This window comes from Paraburkholderia sp. FW306-02-B (assembly GCF_058782725.1).
Genome location: NZ_JBYSXZ010000002.1, coordinates 2,912,031 through 2,929,609, shown reverse-complemented (window position 1 = coordinate 2,929,609; position 17,579 = coordinate 2,912,031). Strand labels below are relative to the sequence as shown.

Annotated in this window: 13 protein-coding genes and 1 tRNA gene; 11 read left to right on the top strand and 3 right to left on the bottom strand. The window is 60.9% G+C overall.

The features are described 5' to 3' along the window. Window positions 1-16: 16 nt before the first annotated feature. Window positions 17-886, bottom strand: a complete 870-nt coding sequence (locus AC3WOG_RS34465) for a sulfurtransferase (RefSeq protein ID WP_492582182.1) — start codon at window positions 884-886, stop codon at window positions 17-19. A gap of 147 nt (window positions 887-1,033) precedes the next feature. Further along, window positions 1,034-2,140 carry an aromatic ring-hydroxylating oxygenase subunit alpha gene (locus tag AC3WOG_RS34460; RefSeq protein WP_492582181.1) on the bottom strand — a complete coding sequence of 369 codons (1,107 nt, stop codon included), beginning with the start codon at window positions 2,138-2,140 and terminating at the stop codon, window positions 1,034-1,036. A gap of 287 nt (window positions 2,141-2,427) precedes the next feature. On the opposite strand from AC3WOG_RS34460, the gene AC3WOG_RS34455 reads away from it, so the two are divergent. The 4 genes from AC3WOG_RS34455 (at window position 2,428) to folE2 (ending at window position 6,702) form a co-directional block, all read left to right on the top strand. Further along, a complete protein-coding gene (locus AC3WOG_RS34455; RefSeq protein WP_492582180.1) occupies window positions 2,428-2,736 on the top strand; it encodes an exodeoxyribonuclease VII small subunit in 309 nt (102 codons plus the stop codon). Beyond that, window positions 2,733-3,614, top strand: coding sequence for a polyprenyl synthetase family protein (locus tag AC3WOG_RS34450; RefSeq protein ID WP_492582179.1), 882 nt, complete (start codon window positions 2,733-2,735; stop codon window positions 3,612-3,614). The genes AC3WOG_RS34455 and AC3WOG_RS34450 overlap by 4 nt, the downstream gene beginning before the upstream one ends. Window positions 3,615-3,700: 86 nt before the next feature. Next, a complete protein-coding gene (gene dxs / locus AC3WOG_RS34445; protein ID WP_492582178.1) occupies window positions 3,701-5,608 on the top strand; it encodes a 1-deoxy-D-xylulose-5-phosphate synthase in 1,908 nt (635 codons plus the stop codon). Between the two features lie 287 nt (window positions 5,609-5,895). Further along, on the top strand, window positions 5,896-6,702 hold the full coding sequence (folE2, locus tag AC3WOG_RS34440) for a GTP cyclohydrolase FolE2 (protein ID WP_492582177.1): 807 nt from the start codon (window positions 5,896-5,898) through the stop codon (window positions 6,700-6,702). Between the two features lie 78 nt (window positions 6,703-6,780). Here the strand turns inward: folE2 and tsaD are convergent, their stop codons facing one another. After that, window positions 6,781-7,809 carry a tRNA (adenosine(37)-N6)-threonylcarbamoyltransferase complex transferase subunit TsaD gene (gene tsaD, locus AC3WOG_RS34435; protein WP_492582176.1) on the bottom strand — a complete coding sequence of 343 codons (1,029 nt, stop codon included), beginning with the start codon at window positions 7,807-7,809 and terminating at the stop codon, window positions 6,781-6,783. Window positions 7,810-7,930: 121 nt separating this feature from the next. On the opposite strand from tsaD, the gene AC3WOG_RS34430 reads away from it, so the two are divergent. From AC3WOG_RS34430 to AC3WOG_RS34400, 7 genes are all read left to right on the top strand, one after another. Beyond that, window positions 7,931-9,148: a BaiN/RdsA family NAD(P)/FAD-dependent oxidoreductase gene (locus tag AC3WOG_RS34430; RefSeq protein ID WP_492582175.1), complete on the top strand. Its 1,218-nt coding sequence runs from the start codon at window positions 7,931-7,933 to the stop codon at window positions 9,146-9,148. A gap of 68 nt (window positions 9,149-9,216) precedes the next feature. Next, a complete protein-coding gene (gene rpsU / locus AC3WOG_RS34425; RefSeq protein ID WP_028196180.1) occupies window positions 9,217-9,429 on the top strand; it encodes a 30S ribosomal protein S21 in 213 nt (70 codons plus the stop codon). 225 nt (window positions 9,430-9,654) lie between these two features. After that, a complete protein-coding gene (locus AC3WOG_RS34420) occupies window positions 9,655-10,101 on the top strand; it encodes a GatB/YqeY domain-containing protein (protein WP_492582174.1) in 447 nt (148 codons plus the stop codon). Between the two features lie 78 nt (window positions 10,102-10,179). Continuing rightward, window positions 10,180-12,051, top strand: a complete 1,872-nt coding sequence (gene dnaG, locus AC3WOG_RS34415) for a DNA primase (protein WP_492582173.1) — start codon at window positions 10,180-10,182, stop codon at window positions 12,049-12,051. 91 nt (window positions 12,052-12,142) lie between these two features. After that, a complete protein-coding gene (rpoD, locus tag AC3WOG_RS34410) occupies window positions 12,143-14,539 on the top strand; it encodes an RNA polymerase sigma factor RpoD (protein WP_492582172.1) in 2,397 nt (798 codons plus the stop codon). Between the two features lie 159 nt (window positions 14,540-14,698). Beyond that, window positions 14,699-14,786, top strand: a tRNA-Ile gene (locus AC3WOG_RS34405). 1,083 nt (window positions 14,787-15,869) lie between these two features. After that, window positions 15,870-17,426 carry a hypothetical protein gene (locus AC3WOG_RS34400; RefSeq protein WP_492582171.1) on the top strand — a complete coding sequence of 519 codons (1,557 nt, stop codon included), beginning with the start codon at window positions 15,870-15,872 and terminating at the stop codon, window positions 17,424-17,426. Window positions 17,427-17,579: the final 153 nt, after the last annotated feature.

Genomic DNA, 17,579 nt, shown 5'->3' with positions numbered 1-17,579 from the left:
TCGTCCCGCGCTACGTTCAAGGATTCGGGCCGGTGGCAACAGGCCGCGCCGGATCGGCAGTCCATTCGCTCCACGATCCCGCGTACAACGCTGCGCCGTGCATCCCGGCGACCTCCATCGCGAGCGCGTTGACGCATGCCGTCACGCCCGAGCCGCATTGAAGCACGACGTGCTCCGGCGGCGTATCGGCCAGCACCGTATGGAACTCCTCACGCAGCGTATGCGCCGGCTTGAAGCGGCCATCCGCGGTGAAGTTGTCCTTGAAAAAGCGATTGAGCGCGCCGGGAATGTGGCCGCCGACACGGTCGAGCGTTTCGTTTTCGCCGCGATAGCGATCCGGTGCGCGCGCATCGACCACAATGCGCTCCCGCGTGCCGAGATTGCGCTCGACCGTCTGGGCGTCAATCGTCACGGAGAGCGGTGCTCCGGCTTTGAAGTCGCCGGTATTCTGCGCCGGCGCGTCTTGCGTCAGCGGCTGACCGGCCGCTTCCCATGCCTGCAATCCACCGTCGAGCACCGCGACAGAATCGTGGCCGAGCCAGCGTAGCAGCCACCACGCGCGGGCGGCGTACATGCCGCCTTGCCCGTCATAGGCGACCACTTGTTGACCTTGCTTCAGGCCGCGCGACTCCAGCGTTTCCACGAGACGCGCACGGTCCGGCAGCGGATGGCGGCCATTGGTGCCCGTCTTCGGCCCCGACAGATCGCGATCGAGATGCAGATAGTGCGCGCCGGGCAGATGTCCGGCCGTATAGGCTCGTTCCCCCGCCTCGGTATCGGCCAGATCGAAGCGGCAATCGATGACGAACACGCTGCCCGGCACAGCGGCAAGCCGTTCCGCGAGATTCGTCGCGGAAATCAATGTGGTGTGGTGAGTGTGGGGCATGACGTCTCCTAAGCAGGCGATTGCGGCTCTGGCGCGGCGGATTGGCGCCGTTCGCTGATGGCCGAAACATGCTGTTAGTCTAAACAAAAAAAGACGGGCCGAAGCCCGTCTTTCCAAGCTTTGGAGCTTGTATTCGCGCGCCCGCGATCAGATCGCGCCCAATTCGCGCCGCAAAAACTCGTGGAAGTGCTGCATGCCGTCTTCCATCGGGCTCTGATACGGGCCGACCTGCGATTCGCCACGCTCCATCAGCGCGCGGCGGCCGGCGTCCATGCGCTCGGCGATTTCGTCGTCTTCGCGGGCCGTTTCCATATAGGCGGCGCGCTCGGCTTCGACGAATTCACGTTCGAACAGCGCGATTTCCTCAGGGTAATAGAACTCCACCACATTGGTGGTTTTCTGCGGGCCGCGCGGAATCAGCCATGACACCACCAGCACGTGCGGATACCACTCGACCATGATGCCCGGGTAGTACACCATCCAGATCGCGCCGAACTCGGGCGGCTGGCCGTCGCGGAAGCGCAGCACGGCGTCGTGCCACTTGCGGTACGTCGGGCTGCCCGGCTGTTCGAGATCCTTGTGCACGCCGACCGTCTGCACGCTGTACCAGTCGCCGAATTCCCACGTCAGGTCGTCGCAGTTGACGAAGCTGCCGAGGCCCGGGTGGAACGGCGCGACGTGATAGTCCTCCAGATAGACCTCGATGAAGGTCTTCCAGTTGTAGTTGCACTCGTGCACTTCGACGTGATCGAACATGAAGCCCGAAAAATCGAAGTGTTGCTTGGTGCCCAGGCGCGCCAGATCGCGGGCGACGTCGCGCCCCTGCGCTTCGAACAGCAGGCCTTGCCAGTTCTGCAACGGTGTGCCGCCGAGATTGAGGCAGGGGTTATCCGCAAAATGAGGTGCGCCGAGAAGCTGGCCGTTCAGGTCGTACGTCCAGCGATGCAGGGGGCAGACGATGTTCTCCGTCTGGCCGCGGCCGTTGAGCATGATGGCTTGCCGGTGGCGGCACACGTTCGACAGCAGGTCGACTTGCGACTGCTGGTTACGGACGAGCACACGCCCCTCGCTTTCGCTGGGCAAGGCAAAATAATTCCCCGCCTCGGGCACCATGAGTTCGTGGCCGATGTAGCGAGGACCTTTCTTGAAAAGGGTGTCGATTTCGCGCGTCAGAAGCGCTTCGTCAAAGTAAGCCGTGACTGGCAGCTGGCTGTGAACAGACCGCAACTGCAATGCATTGCTCAGATTGGACATTCCCACTCCCGATGAAGACGTGAAAGCAGTGAACAACCCAACCATCGAAGATTCGATTTAGGGAGCCCGAGATTATACCCGTTTCCCCCTGCTTGGGGCGCTTAAGTGACTGATTTGGGTCAAAAATGTCAAGGAAGTTCGCGGTTTTCGCCGCAGACCTACAGATATTTTTCTGCGAAACTGGGGGCAGGGCGCGGAGGGCAAAGGCGGGGCGCGGGGCGGCGAGCGGATCGGAAATGTCGCTTTTGCCGTAGAATGTCCGACTTGTTTTAATTTTGCGACTATTCATGGCGAAGACCGCATCGAAGGATACTGCTGCCGCGCCTGCTGAGGGCGTCGACACCACGCCGCTGCCCGAGAACTACGAGGCGGCGCAGGCGGAGCTGGAAGGGTTGGTCGCGCGGATGGAAGGCGGCAGTCTGAGCCTCGAAGAATCGCTCACCGCCTACCGGCGCGGCGCGGCCCTCGTGGCGTTTTGCCAGCAGCAGCTCGAGAAGGTCGAGCAGCAGGTGCGCGTGCTCGATGGCGAGACGCTCAAGCCGCTGCCCGTGAATAGCGCAGGCACAGCCGCTACAGAAAGCGGGGACGACCTATGACATTCGAACAATGGATGCGCTCGGTGCTCGAACGCGTCGAAGCGGCACTAGAACATTATTTGCCCACTGAAGCGACCGAGCCGGCGCAACTACACGAAGCCATGCGCTATGCGGTGCTGGGCGGCGGCAAGCGGGTTCGCCCGTTGCTGTGCCACGCGGCCGGCGAGCTGACCGGCGCGCGCGCTGAATGCCTCGATGCGGCGGCGGCGGCGCTGGAAATGATCCACGTCTATTCGCTCGTGCATGACGACATGCCGTGCATGGACGACGACGCGCTGCGTCGCGGCAAGCCCACGGTGCACGTCAAATATGACGAAGCCACGGCCTTGCTGGTCGGCGACGCGCTGCAATCTCAGGCTTTTGTTGCGCTGACGTCGGACGTACTGGCCCCGGCGCAGCAGGCATCGCTTGTGCGTGAACTGGCTCTCGCGAGCGGCTCGATCGGCATGTGCGGCGGCCAGGCAATCGACCTGGCGAGCGTCGGCCACACGTTGACGCGCGCGCAACTGGAAACCATGCACCGGATGAAAACCGGCGCCTTGCTGCGTGCTGCGGTGCGCATGGGCGCGCTCGCGGGCGAAACGCCGGATGCGGACACAATGCGTTCGCTCGACGCGTATGCGGCTGCTGTTGGCCTCGCATTTCAGGTCGTCGACGATATTCTCGACGTGACGACCGATTCAGCGACGCTCGGCAAGACGGCAGGTAAAGATGCGAAGGACGGCAAGCCGACCTACGTATCGATTATCGGGCTGGATGCATCGCGCGCGCTCGCTGCGCAACTGCGCGCCGACGCCCACGCTGCGATCGCGCCGTTTGGTGCGCGCTCGCAGCGTCTTGCCGAATTGGCCGACCTGGTGGTGAACCGGGTTAGCTGAACGCGAAAGCCCGCCGCCGCGCACCTTCCACTACGAGGTGCATGTATGAAGTGCGGGCGCGTAAGTTTTCCTACAATGGAACGACGATGTACGACTTGCTGAAAACCATCGACGACCCGGCGGCCCTTCGCCGCCTCGATCGCCGCCAATTGCAACCGCTTGCCGACGAGTTGCGTGCCTTTGTGCTCGACAGCGTATCGCAGACGGGCGGCCATCTGTCGTCCAACCTCGGCACGGTCGAGTTGACCATTGCGCTGCACTACGTGTTCGATACGCCGCGTGACCGGATCGTCTGGGACGTCGGCCATCAAACCTATCCGCACAAGATCCTGACCGGCCGCCGCGACCAGATGCACACGCTGCGTCAGCTCGGCGGCATCTCGGGCTTCCCGAAGCGCGACGAGTCGGAATACGACACCTTCGGCACCGCGCACTCCAGCACCTCGATCTCCGCTGCGCTCGGCATGGCAATCGCCAGCAAGCTGCAGGGCGACAATCGCATGGGCATCGCGGTGATCGGCGACGGCGCGATGACGGCCGGCATGGCCTTCGAGGCGATGAACAACGCCGGCGTCGAAGACGACGTGCCGCTGCTGGTCATCCTGAACGACAACGACATGTCGATCTCGCCGCCGGTCGGTGCGCTGAATCGCCATCTGGCGCGTCTGATGTCGGGTCGCTTCTACGCTGCCGCGCGCGCGGGCGTCGAACGCGTGCTGCGCGTCGCGCCGCCTATGCTCGATCTCGCCCGCAAGCTTGAAGAGCACGCGAAGGGCATGATCGTGCCGGCCACGCTGTTCGAAGAATTCGGCTTCAACTACATCGGTCCGATCGACGGTCACGATCTCGATTCGCTGATCCCGACGCTGCAAAACATCAAGGAACTGCGCGGTCCGCAATTCCTGCACGTCGTCACGAAGAAAGGCCAGGGCTACAAGCTGGCCGAAGCCGATCCGGTGCTGTACCACGGCCCGGGCAAATTCAATCCGGCCGAAGGTATCAAACCTGCAACCACGCCGTCGAAGAAGACCTATACGCAGGTGTTCGGCGAATGGCTGTGCGACGCTGCCGAGCTTGACCCGCGCGTGGTCGGCATTACGCCGGCCATGCGTGAAGGCTCGGGCATGGTCGAGTTCGAAAAGCGTTTCCCGGATCGTTACTTCGACGTCGGCATCGCCGAGCAGCACGCAGTGACCTTCGCCGGCGGCCTGGCTGCGGACGGCATGAAGCCGGTGGTCGCGATCTACTCGACCTTCCTGCAACGTGCTTATGATCAGTTGATTCACGATGTCGCGCTGCAGAATCTGCCGGTGGTGTTCGCGATCGACCGCGCGGGCTTGGTCGGCGCGGACGGCGCAACGCACGCGGGCGCGTACGATCTGGCGTTCCTGCGCTGCATCCCGAACATGACGGTGATGGCCGCGTCGGACGAAAACGAATGCCGCCAGATGCTGTACACCGCTTTGCAGCAGCCGAACCCGACGGCGGTGCGTTATCCGCGCGGCGCCGGCGCTGGCGTGGCGACCGTCAAGCAGATGACAGCGATGCCGCTCGGCAAGGGCGAGATCCGTCGCGAAACGTCGCAGCCGGCCGGCAAGCGGATTGCGATCCTCTCGTTCGGCACGATGGTGGCGCCGTCGCTGGCGGCTGCCGAGCAACTGGATGCAACCGTGGCCAACATGCGCTTCGTCAAGCCGCTGGACGCCGATCTGGTCCGCCAACTGGCCGAAACGCACGACGCCATCGTCACAGTCGAAGAAGGCTGCGTGATGGGTGGCGCGGGTTCGGCCTGCGTCGAAGCCCTGCTTGCAAGTGGGGTTATGCGACCCGTACTACAATTGGGCCTCCCGGATCGGTTCATCGATCATGGGGATCCGGCCAAGCTGCTCGCTCAATGCGGTCTGGACAGCGCGGGCATTGCCAAGTCGATCCGCGAGCGCTTTCTCTCGAGCGGCACGGCCGCTGGTCAGTCGTCGGTGAAACGCGTCGCGTAATTTCTCCGCCGATCGTTGTGCTGCTGCGATGCTATGGCGGCCATAGCAATCTCCAACTTGAATCGCTGGACCTTCGGGTCCATCATCCAACGCCGGCAGGGGCCGGCGTTCGCCGTTGCGTGCCCTGATCCGCACGGCCGCTGAGAGCCACCAAACCTGTCGCTTCGCGACAGCCCCCCGAGGGGGGCAATCCCCCAATCCCCCAAGGGGACTTCCTTCGGGGCGGGGGACTTCCTGCGGAGCGGAAAACTTGGGGCGGCCCGGCGTTTTCTTGAAAGGACAAGAATATGAACCAGATGAACCCCGCCTTTGTGATGCCCGACGTGCAGAGCACGCCCGATACGCGTCAGATCCCCATCCAGCGGGTCGGCGTCAAGGCAGTTCGTCATCCGCTGACGGTGCGTACGCAAGGCGGCGACGTGCAGCCGACAGTGGGTATGTGGAATCTCGATGTGCATCTTCCGGCTGATCAGAAGGGCACGCACATGTCGCGCTTTGTCGCGCTGCTCGAAGAGAACAAGGCGCCGCTCGAACCGGCAACCTTCCGCACGATGCTCACCGCGATGCTCGAAAAGCTCGAAGCCGAGGCGGGCCGCATCGAGGTGTCGTTTCCGTACTTCGTGAACAAGACCGCGCCGGTGTCGGGCGTGCAAAGTCTGCTCGACTACGAAGTGACGTTGACGGGCGAGACCCGCAACGGCGCGACGCGTCTGTTCCTCAAGGTGCTGGTGCCGGTCACGAGCCTGTGCCCCTGCTCGAAGAAAATTTCTCAATACGGCGCGCACAACCAGCGCTCGCACGTGACGATCAACGCCGAGCTGGCAGGTGACGTCGCGGTGGAAGAACTGATCCGCATCGCTGAAGAAGAAGCGTCGTGCGAACTGTGGGGCTTGCTGAAGCGCCCGGACGAGAAGTTCGTCACCGAGCGTGCGTATGAAAATCCCAAGTTCGTCGAAGACCTGGTGCGCGATGTCGCGCAGCGTCTGAATGCGGATGAGCGGATCGTCGCGTATGTGCTCGAAGCTGAGAACTTCGAATCGATTCACAATCACAGCGCTTACGCGGTGATCGAGCGGGATAAGCGGGCGGCTTGATACTGCTCGCCAGCTTTGCTTGCTTTAATAAAAAAGCCGCTTTTCGAAGCGGCTTTTTTTACGGTATCGCTGTCAAGCTTAGCGTGCGAGGGAAGTCAGATCCCAGCGTGGTTTGACTGTGAACGCATAGTCTTTACCCGATTGATGGGGCCAGCGTTGCAGCCTCAAAGCACCGGCCAACGCGATCATTGCGCCGTTGTCCGTACACAGCGACAAATCCGGGTAGTGCACGTAAAAATTGCGCTTCCTGGCCGCTGCCGAAAGCGCCTCGCGCAGTTGCCGGTTCGCGCCTACGCCGCCTGCCACCACGAGCCGATTGAGTTTGGTTCGCTTGAGTGCGGCCAGCGATTTTGCCGCCAACACGTCCACCGCCGCGTCGACGAAGCCGCGCGCCAGATCCGCTTTCGCCTGCTCGCAGATATTTGCGCCGCCGAGCTTCTTCGCATGCGTGAGGACAGCGGTCTTCAAGCCGCTGAAGCTGAAATCGAGGTCGCCGGAGTGCAACATCGGGCGTGGCAGCACGACCGCGCCAGGCGTGCCGAATTCCGCCATACGCGAAACTTCCGGTCCACCCGGGTAGCCGAGGCCGAGCAGCTTGGCGGTTTTGTCGAACGCTTCGCCGGCGGCGTCGTCCAGCGTTTCGCCGAGCGTCTCGTAGACGCCCACATCCGTCACGCGCATCAGTTGCGTATGCCCACCCGAGACGAGCAGCGCGACGAACGGGAACGGCGGCGGCTCATCCACCAGCAACGGCGACAGCAAGTGCCCTTCGAGATGGTGGATGCCGATGGTCGGCTTGTCCCACGCCATGGCCAGCGCATTCGCAACGCTCGCGCCGACCAGCAGCGCGCCCGCGAGCCCCGGCCCTTGCGTATACGCGATCGCGTCGATGTCGCTGCGCGCCGCGCCGGAGCGCTCCAGCACTTCTTCGAGCAACGGCAGCGCGCGACGAATATGGTCGCGCGAAGCCAGTTCAGGCACCACGCCGCCATACTCGCGGTGCATCGCAATTTGCGAATGCAGCGCGTGCGCGAGCAGACCGCGCTCCGTGTCGTAGAGCGCGAGACCGGTTTCGTCGCAGGAGCTTTCGATGCCGAGAACGAGCATGATTGGTGGGCTTGGGCGAGCGCGGTGGACTGAGTCCGGGCGCCCGAAAAGTGAAAAGGCAAGCCTGAAAGTATAGCAGTGCGGGTAAGAGCCCGCAGGCGCGCAGGTACAATGCGGCCCCATGGAATCCTTCGATATCGCGGTAATCGGCGCAGGCGCAGCCGGCATGATGTGCGCGGCGGTGGCCGGGCAACTCGGCCGTCGCGTGGTGCTGATCGACCACTCGCAACGCCTGGCGGAGAAAATCCGCATCTCCGGCGGCGGCCGCTGCAACTTCACGAATCTGTACGCCGGGCCGGCCAATTACCTGTCGGCCAACCCCCATTTTTGCCGCTCGGCTTTGGCGCGCTATACACCGCGCGACTTCATGGCGCTGCTCAAGCGTCATCACGTGACGTGGCACGAGAAGCACAAGGGCCAGCTGTTCTGCGACCAGTCGAGCGATGCCGTCATCAACGTGCTGAAGAGCGAGTGCGACGCCGGTCGCGTCGCATGGCGCGCGCCGCTCGCGGTCGAGCAGGTGCGCCAGGGCGCCGCGGAGGGCTTCACGCTGGACACGCAGTCGGGTCCGATTTCCACGCGCGCGCTGGTGGTGGCGACCGGCGGCTTGTCGATCCCCAAAATCGGCGCGACGGACTTTGCCTACCGGCTCGCCAAGCAATTCGGCCACAAACTGATCGACACCCGCCCGGCGCTCGTTCCGTTGACATTTGCCACCGCCGATTGGGAGCCGTTCGCGGCGCTGTCCGGCGTGTCGCTGGAAGTCCAACTGGCGACCGGCAACAAAAAGACCGGTGCCGAGTTCAACGAAGACCTGCTGCTCACTCATCGTGGCGTGTCCGGCCCGGGCGTGCTGCAGATTTCGAGCTACTGGCAGCCCGGCGAGCCGATCCACATCAATCTGCTGCCTGAGCAGGACGCGACCACGGCGTTGCTGGAAGCGAAAACCGGCACCAAGCGCCAGATCGCCAACCTGCTATCGGAATGGGTGCCGCAGCGGCTTGCCCACGTCTGGCTGGAAACCCATCAGATTCCCGCCGAAGCACGCGTCGCCGATCTGCCGGACAAGACGCTGCGCCGCATCGGTGAGGCTTTGTCGCGCTGGACGCTCACCCCGAACGGTACCGAAGGCTACCGCAAGGCCGAAGTGACGCGCGGCGGCATCGATACGCGTGACTTGTCGTCTGCAACGATGATGAGCGCGCGCGCGCCCGGTCTGTACTTCATCGGCGAGGCGGTCGACGTGACCGGCTGGCTCGGCGGCTACAACTTCCAGTGGGCTTGGGCGTCGGGCGTGGCGGCCGGTCAGGCGGCCGCGGAGTATGCCCGAGGGGCTTGACGGCGACCTGGCTTTGTGAGAAAGCTCTGCTATACTCCTGAACCTTTACAAAGTTCCGTTATTGAAAAATGACGACCATCCGCGTAAAAGATAACGAGCCGTTTGAAGTCGCCATGCGCCGCTTCAAACGCACGATGGAGAAAAACGGGCTGCTGACGGAACTGCGTGCACGCGAGTTTTACGAAAAGCCCACGGCGGAACGAAAACGTAAGAAAGCGGCAGCTGTGAAGCGCCATTTCAAGCGTCTACGTGGCCAGATGTTGCCAAAGAAGTTCTACTGATTCTGGCGTTGCCGCAGTTCCCGTCGAACGGAGCGGCGACATCCAACCGGTGGCGGCGCAGCAGGTGCCATCACGGAAAACGCGGCCCTTTCGGGCCAGCCGGCAGGGTCGCATCCACTACGCGAATTTGCGCCAACCCGCTTGAGGAAGCAGTCCCAAGCGGGTTTTTGTGTTGATGCAGATGGCTTTGCCGGTCTTTCAAATTCCAACGCATTCAGGTGAGTGATGAGTCTCAAGGATCGGATCAACGACGACATGAAAGCCGCCATGCGGGCGCGTGAGACCGAGCGTCTCGGCACCGTCCGCCTGTTGCTCGCCGCGATCAAGCAACGCGAAGTCGACGAGCGCGTCACACTCGACGACACGGCAATCACTGTCGTCATCGACAAGATGATCAAGCAGCGCAAAGACTCGATCAGCCAGTTCGAAGCTGCTGGCCGCACGGATCTGGCCGACAAGGAAAAGGCGGAGCTGGCCATCTTGTCCGCCTATATGCCGGAGCAGATGTCCGAAGCGGAGATCATCGCCGAAGTCCAGGCCGCGGTCGCGCAAACCGGCGCCGCCGGTCCGCAAGACATGGGCAAGGTGATGGGCGTGCTCAAGCCGAAGCTGGCCGGCCGCGCCGACATGACCGCCGTCTCGGCTCAGGTCAAAGCCGTGCTCGCGAAGTAATTCCCGTATTTCCGGTCTGCGCGCGCCGTCGCTTGACGGGGCGTGCAGCCTTGGGCTTTTAAGGTAGCGTCATTCACTGTGATTCCACCGTCATTCCTGCAGGACCTGCTTAACCGCGTCGATATCGTCGACGTGGTCGGCCGGTTTGTGCAGTTGAAAAAGGGCGGCGCGAACTTCATGGGGCTTTGCCCGTTTCACAACGAGAAAAGCCCTTCGTTTACGGTTAGTCCGACTAAGCAGTTTTATCATTGCTTCGGCTGTGGCGCGCATGGCACGGCCATCGGTTTCCTGATGGAGCACGTCGGCTCCACGTTCCCCGAGGCTGTCAACGAACTGGCGCAATCGGTCGGTTTGACCGTGCCGAATGAGCCTTCGCCCGGATATGGCGGAGGCGGCGGGGCCGGCGGTTATGCGCCGGCGGCCTCGAAAGCAGTCACCACCGCGCTGTCCGACGTTATGCAAACCGCCTGCGATTTCTACCGCAAGCAGCTGCGCGGCGCGCCGGTCGCGATCCAGTACCTGAAGAAGCGCGGCCTGACCGGCGAGATCGCGGCCCGTTTTGGGCTCGGTTACGCGCCGGACGGCTGGCAAAACCTGGACGCCGCGTTTCCGGATTATCGGGACGATTCGCTGGTCGACTCGGGTCTGGTGATTGTCAGCGAGAAGTCTGACGCGCAGGGCCAGAACCGCCGGTACGACCGCTTTCGCGAGCGGATCATGTTCCCGATACGCAATGTAAAGGGGCAGGTGATCGGCTTCGGCGGCCGCGTGCTGGACAGTGGTGAACCGAAGTATTTGAATTCTCCGGAAACGCCTCTATTTAACAAAGGCAGCGAGCTGTACGGCCTGTTCGAGGCGCGGCTGGCGATTCGCGAGCAGCACTATGTGCTGGTGGTCGAAGGGTATATGGATGTGGTCGCGCTGGCCCAATTGGGGTTCCAGAACGCGGTCGCCACCCTCGGCACGGCTTGCACGCCGATTCATGTGCAGAAACTGATGCGCCAGACCGATACGGTCATCTTCAGTTTCGACGGTGATTCGGCCGGCCGCCGCGCCGCGCGCCGTGCGCTGGACGCCTGCCTGCCGCACGCGGCGGACAACCGGACCATCCGGTTCCTGTTTTTGCCGTCCGAGCACGACCCGGATAGCTACGTGCGTGAATTTGGCACTGAGGCGTTCGCCGAGCAGGTCGAACGGGCCATGCCGCTGTCGCAGTTCATGCTGAACGAGGTGCTGACCGGCAAGGAGCTGGATCAGCCCGAAGGCAAGGCCCGCGCATTGTTCGACGCCAAGCCGCTGTTGCAGGCGCTGCCGGCCAATGCACTGCGCGCGCAGATCATGCATATGTTCGCCGACCGGCTCGACGTGCCGTTCGACGAAGTGGCCGCGCTGTGCGAGGTCGACGCCCGGATCGCGGCGGCCGCCCGTTCGGCGCCGGCCCGCAAAGACCGGCGCAGCGTGACCGGTATCGAAGAAAAAACGCTGCGCAATCTGGTGATGCATCCGCGCACTGTCGCAATGCTCGACGAGGAAGCCGAACAGGCGCTTCTGACCGCCACGCGACATGGCGAACTGTTCGAAGAAGTGACGACGCATGCGCGCGCGCTGGGCGATTCGGCGGAGTTCCAGTTGCTGTCCGACCTATTGCGAAACGGCGCAAACGCCCCAACTTTCGAGGAAATCTTTCGCAAAATTCTAGACTATGATGAAAACGTCCGGGATTTACTGCTGAAGGATCCGGAAGATGCGACCGTCATCGAGGAGCGGCGCGAGCAGGAGCGGATTGTCGGAGAGGAGCTGAAAGCGGCAATTCTGAAGATGCGGTACGACGCATACTGCGATCGCCTGGAGCAGCTTTCGCGGCAATCCCGGCATACGCCAGAGGAGTTCGCGGAGCTAACGGACCTGAATCAGAAGCGGGCTGACATGAAGCGCCAGCTTGGGCTGTAGGCGGGAAGGGCGGGACCTAGGTGCTATAATAAAAGGTTTCCAGCGGTTTGTTTTTCAAAGGTTTTCCTAGCAAAGGCGAAAAGGCGATGCGATGGCAAAGACTTCAGACGGAACTACGGGCGGGAAAAAAGCGACAGGCACAAGCTCGAAGGAGCCGACCAGAAAGGTCACTGAGGCCAAATTAGCTTCTTCCGCCAGAAAAACGTCTGCCGCGAGCGTCACACCTGCAGTTGGGAAGAAATCTTCGACCTCTTCCGCTGCGCGAGCGGAGCCGGTCAGGGCGGCGAAAGCTGTACAACCGGCCGCGAAACGGCCGAGTGCCAGAAGCGCAAGGGAAGCGGCTGCCGCGCAGGACGATGCGGCAGTGCGCGAGACTCCAGTATCCACGGTTCAACCGGCTGTTGTCCACCAGCCGCGAGTCGAGACTACAGCCGGTACGGCGAACTCCATGACGAAAAAGCTGAACGAAGTACCCGTCGATGACGACGCAACCCAGAGCGAAGAAACCCCTGCTGCAGTTCCTGGCAAGGTTGAAAAGGTCAAGGCTCGCGACCGTCGTGCAAAGGAAAAGGCGCTGTTGAAAGACGCGTTCGCGTCGTCGCAGCCCGGCACCGTCGAGGAACTTGAAGAGCGCCGCTCGAAACTGCGCGCGCTGATCAAGCTCGGCAAGGAGCGCGGCTTCCTCACGTACGCTGAAATCAACGACCACCTTCCGGACAACTTCACCGAGACCGAGGCGATCGAAGGCATCATCAGCACGTTCAACGATATGGGCGTGGCTGTGTACGAGCAGGCGCCGGACGCTGAAACGCTGCTGTTGAACGACAACGCGCCGGCAGCTTCGTCAGACGACGAAGTCGAAGAGGAAGCGGAAGTTGCGCTGTCCACCGTCGATTCCGAATTCGGCCGCACCACCGACCCGGTGCGCATGTACATGCGTGAAATGGGTACGGTCGAGCTGCTCACGCGCGAAGGCGAAATCGAAATCGCCAAACGGATCGAAGACGGCCTCAAGCACATGGTGATGGCTATCTCCGCGTGCCCGACCACGATTGCCGACATTCTCGCCATGGCTGAGCGCGTCGCGAACGAGGAAATCCGCATCGACGAACTGGTCGACGGCCTGATCGACGCCAACGCGGAAGATGCGGACGGCTTCTCCGCGCAGGAAGCGGAAGCGATCGAGAGCGAAGAAGAGGAAGTCGAAGAAGACGCAGACGACGAGGAAGAGGACGACGGCACGGCGCAAGCCACGGCCAACGCGGCGCAGATGGAAGCGCTCAAGCGTGCGTCGCTCGAAAAATTCGCGTCGATCAGCGAATGGTTCGACAAGATGCGTCGCGCGTTCGAGAAGGAAGGCTACAAGTCGAAGTCTTACCTGAAGGCGCAGGAAACGATCCAGAACGAACTGATGACGATCCGCTTCACCGCGCGTACTGTCGAGCGTCTGTGCGACACGCTGCGTGCGCAAGTGGACGAAGTGCGTCAGGTCGAGCGTCAGATTCTGCATACGGTGGTCGACAAGTGCGGCATGCCGCGTGCGGAATTCATTGCGCGTTTCCCGGGCAGCGAGACGGATCTCGAGTGGGCCGACAAGATCGTTGGTGAAGGTCATGCGTATAGCGCGATCCTCACGCGGAACATTCCGGCGATTCGCGAGCAGCAGCAACGTCTGCTGGACTTGCAGGCGCGCGTTGTGCTGCCGCTGAAGGACCTGAAGGAAACCAACCGTCAGATGGCGGCCGGCGAACTGAAGGCGCGTCAGGCGAAGCGCGAAATGACAGAGGCGAACTTGCGTCTCGTGATCTCGATTGCGAAGAAGTACACGAACCGCGGTCTGCAGTTCCTCGACCTGATTCAGGAAGGCAATATCGGCCTGATGAAGGCGGTGGACAAGTTCGAATATCGTCGTGGCTACAAGTTCTCCACGTATGCAACGTGGTGGATTCGTCAGGCCATCACGCGTTCGATCGCGGACCAGGCGCGTACGATCCGGATTCCGGTTCACATGATCGAAACGATCAACAAGATGAACCGCATCTCGCGTCAGATTCTGCAGGAAACCGGTCTCGAGCCGGATCCGGCAACGCTGGCTGAAAAGATGGAAATGCCGGAAGACAAGATCCGCAAGATCATGAAGATCGCGAAGGAGCCGATCTCGATGGAAACGCCGATCGGTGACGATGACGATTCGCATCTGGGCGACTTCATCGAAGATACGAACACGGTCGCGCCGGCCGACGCCGCGCTGCATGCCAGCATGCGCGACGTCGTGAAGGACGTGCTCGACTCGCTGACGCCGCGCGAAGCGAAGGTGCTGCGTATGCGTTTCGGTATCGAGATGAGCACCGATCACACGCTCGAAGAAGTCGGCAAGCAGTTCGACGTGACGCGTGAGCGGATCCGTCAGATCGAGGCAAAGGCGTTGCGCAAGCTGCGTCACCCGAGCCGTTCGGACAAGCTGAAGTCGTTCCTCGAAGGGAATTGATCGAAGCAAGCGGGATGTAGCAAATCTAGGGGCTTCCTGGTTGTTTCGCGAGAGCGAAGCGGTCACGGAAGCCCCTTTTTCGTGTAGTATGTCGGCCTGTCAGTGACTAGGCCCGGACTTCAAGACCGGGTCTTTTTCTTGGTTGGCTTAGTTTTCTCAGGGCCGGACGCCGTGCTGGTTGCAGGCAGCGGACTCATAATCCGCCTCCGAAAGGACATCGTCGGTTCGAATCCGACCCGGCCCACCAAAGGTTTCAGCGATTTCTCAACCCTGGTTTTGTTCCGCAACAAGCGGGCTGTTCCGCAAAACCAATTAACGGGTTGGTCCTACCTTGTCTCCTCGACGCTTTCGCATGTAACGCTCAGTCATGACCACTGAGCCGTGGCCGAGCTGTTTCTGAGCTTGCCGAATGTCGCCCGTTGCCTCCGTCTTGTTCTGACCTATTTTCAGAGAGCCGTCACGAATAGAACTCTTGTCGTACCGGAGCGTGTCTTGTCTGGAGCGCGTCCCGGTAGCACCAGCTTCACTCGCACATTGAATTGCTGGCGCTCCTGCGCAAGACACTTCGTGAGCCATGGGAGGTTGCATCGCAATGGCGCCTCTCAAGAGACCGAGAATTTCGCTTGAATCTCGCACCTGCCGGCTCTCACGTTCGGACAAAATTCGCGTACTTCTGACCATGGTTGTTATCGAAGCGTAAGTGAATACGCGCCCCCGAACGGTGCATCGCTCACTGACCCGATGCCCCCTCGGATTTGCTGCGCAAAGCACGAAGCTTTCCTTGGGGTCGAAGTCATAAAGATAGCGATCATCCAATCCTATGATCATCATGAGAAAGCAGGGATATTTGCGATGCGGCAAATTATTAGAAAGATTCTTACTATTTGTCCGAAAAGTACTATTTCTGGTGGGATCGAATCGGTATTCCGGGTACGATTTACCCCGGTCACGGCGAGTGTGCGGAAGAATTTGCGGGTGGCAGCAGAAACGCCGCCCCGCTTGGTGAAACGTTTGCGCATCGCGCGGCGGCAGAGTTTGAGCAGCAGTGAGTATCGTAGTCACGTCGTCCTCCATCGTTTTTAAACGCAGTATGACGCGCGAATCGGTTCGCCGTAGCGATCGCTGAGATTGTCGTATTTAATCGGGCCTCACCTCGGGGCGATTGATCAGGCTTTGAGCTGCGTCCGGGATATGTAAGAAGATCTTTTTTATATAATTAGGACCGCGAAGTAATCAGAGCTATCTACAGGCACTTACTCATTCGAAAACTTTAGAAACCAATATTTGGATTTTTATCGATAATTTTATCGACAGTGGAAAATAATTAGCCATGGTAAAACGACGTCAATTTATTGGTGGGCTAGCGGCCCTCGGTGGAAGTTATCTTTTGAGCGCTTGCGGTGGAGGCTCGGAAGACGGTAGCGGCACGCTTGGATCTGCTGCCATCAAAGCAACGGCACGTGCGAGTGCCGCATCCGCGAGCGGCACGACAATGCCGCCGGCAGCTTCGATTACAGACAGCACGGGAGCCGTATGGACGCTGTCGGGCGGGGTGGTCTATCAAAACGGCGCAAAAGCAGGGAACAACTACAATGTAACGCTCGCGTTGTGGTACGGCGGGAGCATTTATCACGAAAACACGAGCGGCCAGTTCTATCAATGGAACGGCTCGACATGGGTGAGCTGCATCGATCCGCGTCTGGGCAGCATTTCTGCGGACGGTACCACTCTGCCTTCCGCGCCGTACATTATCGATAAATCGGGCGCGAAATGGACCCTCGTTAATGGCGTCATTTACAAGAATGGCACTGTTGTAGGCATCAATTTCAATGTGTCGCTCGTACTCTGGTACGGTGGCAAGATCTATCATTGCAACACGGGTGGTCAGTTTTACGCGAACGCAGAGGTTGCCGCCCAGTGGCTGCCATGCACCGATCCGCGCATCGCCGTCGCTCCGACCGCGGGTAGCTTCTATGGTATCAACGGGCACTACGACTACACCTACACGCCAGCGCAACTGGTCACGACTCTGAAGGCCATGGGCTGTACCAGCTACCGCGTCGGCTGCACGTCCGACCCGACCCAGATCAATGCGGTGGCCAAACTGGCGCAAGCTTTCCAATCGGCTGGGATCAAGCTGCTTGTATTGATTAACCAGGGTCTCTACGACAGTAGCGGCAAACTCTTCGTTGGTGAGTCGACCGCTTACAGCGCTGGCTACTCGGCAGGCTCAGCGGTGGCACGTGCGCTGATGCCGTATGGCGTGACCATCTATGAATGCGGCAATGAGCTGACACGCGATGGCGCCATTATTCTGGATTCCACCAACGCAGGGACGAAGGCTCTCGATTTCAACAATGCTAACTGGCCGGTCTTGCGAGGCGTGATGCGTGGCATGATTGACGGGGTGAAATCGGTTCAGTCTGCCGCGAAGTGCGGTATCAACTTCTGCGTGAACGATGTTGGCGCGGCCGATGCGTTGTGGGAGGGTACTCAACCCGACGGCAGCAGCGGCTATTCCAAGGTGCGCTGGGACATCACTACCTGGCACAATTACGAGGTCTACGGCGATATCTTCAACATCGGCACCGACGGCGCCGGTCCCGGTTTCGATCTGCCGACGTATTGCAAGGCCAGATATGGTGTGCCTTTCATCATCACCGAGTGGAACACGGGCCCGGAACAAACCGAGGCTTATCGGGCAAATTACATCACCACAAAACTGGGCGAGTTCTATCAAGCGAGAAAGACTCACAACATCCAGTCCGTGATGTACTACGTGCTCGATAGCGGAAACAATACCTTCGGCATTATGATGAACGGCTCGCCAATCGACCCATCGTACAGTGCATTTACGAACTTTACCGCGGGCAACCCGGACAACTAAGCCGGCAAGCATCTGATTGCACCGTAGATCTGGTCTCCTCTTGAATGGCTAAGGGGAGACCGGGTACTTTTGTTCTGTCTGCAACTCGACCCAGCGTGCGTTTTAGCAGTGCTTCTTCCCAAACACGGCCCTCGCGGCCGTCGTTAACTCACC

Coding starts and splice junctions, on each gene's coding strand:
- tsaD (WP_492582176.1), bottom strand. CDS start 7,809: ATGCTCGTTCTCGGCATCGAAAGCTCCTGCGACGAAACCGGTCTCGCG.
- dxs (WP_492582178.1), top strand. CDS start 3,701: ATGTACGACTTGCTGAAAACCATCGACGACCCGGCGGCCCTTCGCCGC.
- AC3WOG_RS34460 (WP_492582181.1), bottom strand. CDS start 2,140: ATGTCCAATCTGAGCAATGCATTGCAGTTGCGGTCTGTTCACAGCCAG.
- AC3WOG_RS34420 (WP_492582174.1), top strand. CDS start 9,655: ATGAGTCTCAAGGATCGGATCAACGACGACATGAAAGCCGCCATGCGG.
- rpoD (WP_492582172.1), top strand. CDS start 12,143: ATGGCAAAGACTTCAGACGGAACTACGGGCGGGAAAAAAGCGACAGGC.
- folE2 (WP_492582177.1), top strand. CDS start 5,896: ATGAACCAGATGAACCCCGCCTTTGTGATGCCCGACGTGCAGAGCACG.
- AC3WOG_RS34430 (WP_492582175.1), top strand. CDS start 7,931: ATGGAATCCTTCGATATCGCGGTAATCGGCGCAGGCGCAGCCGGCATG.
- AC3WOG_RS34455 (WP_492582180.1), top strand. CDS start 2,428: ATGGCGAAGACCGCATCGAAGGATACTGCTGCCGCGCCTGCTGAGGGC.
- AC3WOG_RS34465 (WP_492582182.1), bottom strand. CDS start 886: ATGCCCCACACTCACCACACCACATTGATTTCCGCGACGAATCTCGCG.
- rpsU (WP_028196180.1), top strand. CDS start 9,217: ATGACGACCATCCGCGTAAAAGATAACGAGCCGTTTGAAGTCGCCATG.
- AC3WOG_RS34400 (WP_492582171.1), top strand. CDS start 15,870: ATGGTAAAACGACGTCAATTTATTGGTGGGCTAGCGGCCCTCGGTGGA.
- AC3WOG_RS34450 (WP_492582179.1), top strand. CDS start 2,733: ATGACATTCGAACAATGGATGCGCTCGGTGCTCGAACGCGTCGAAGCG.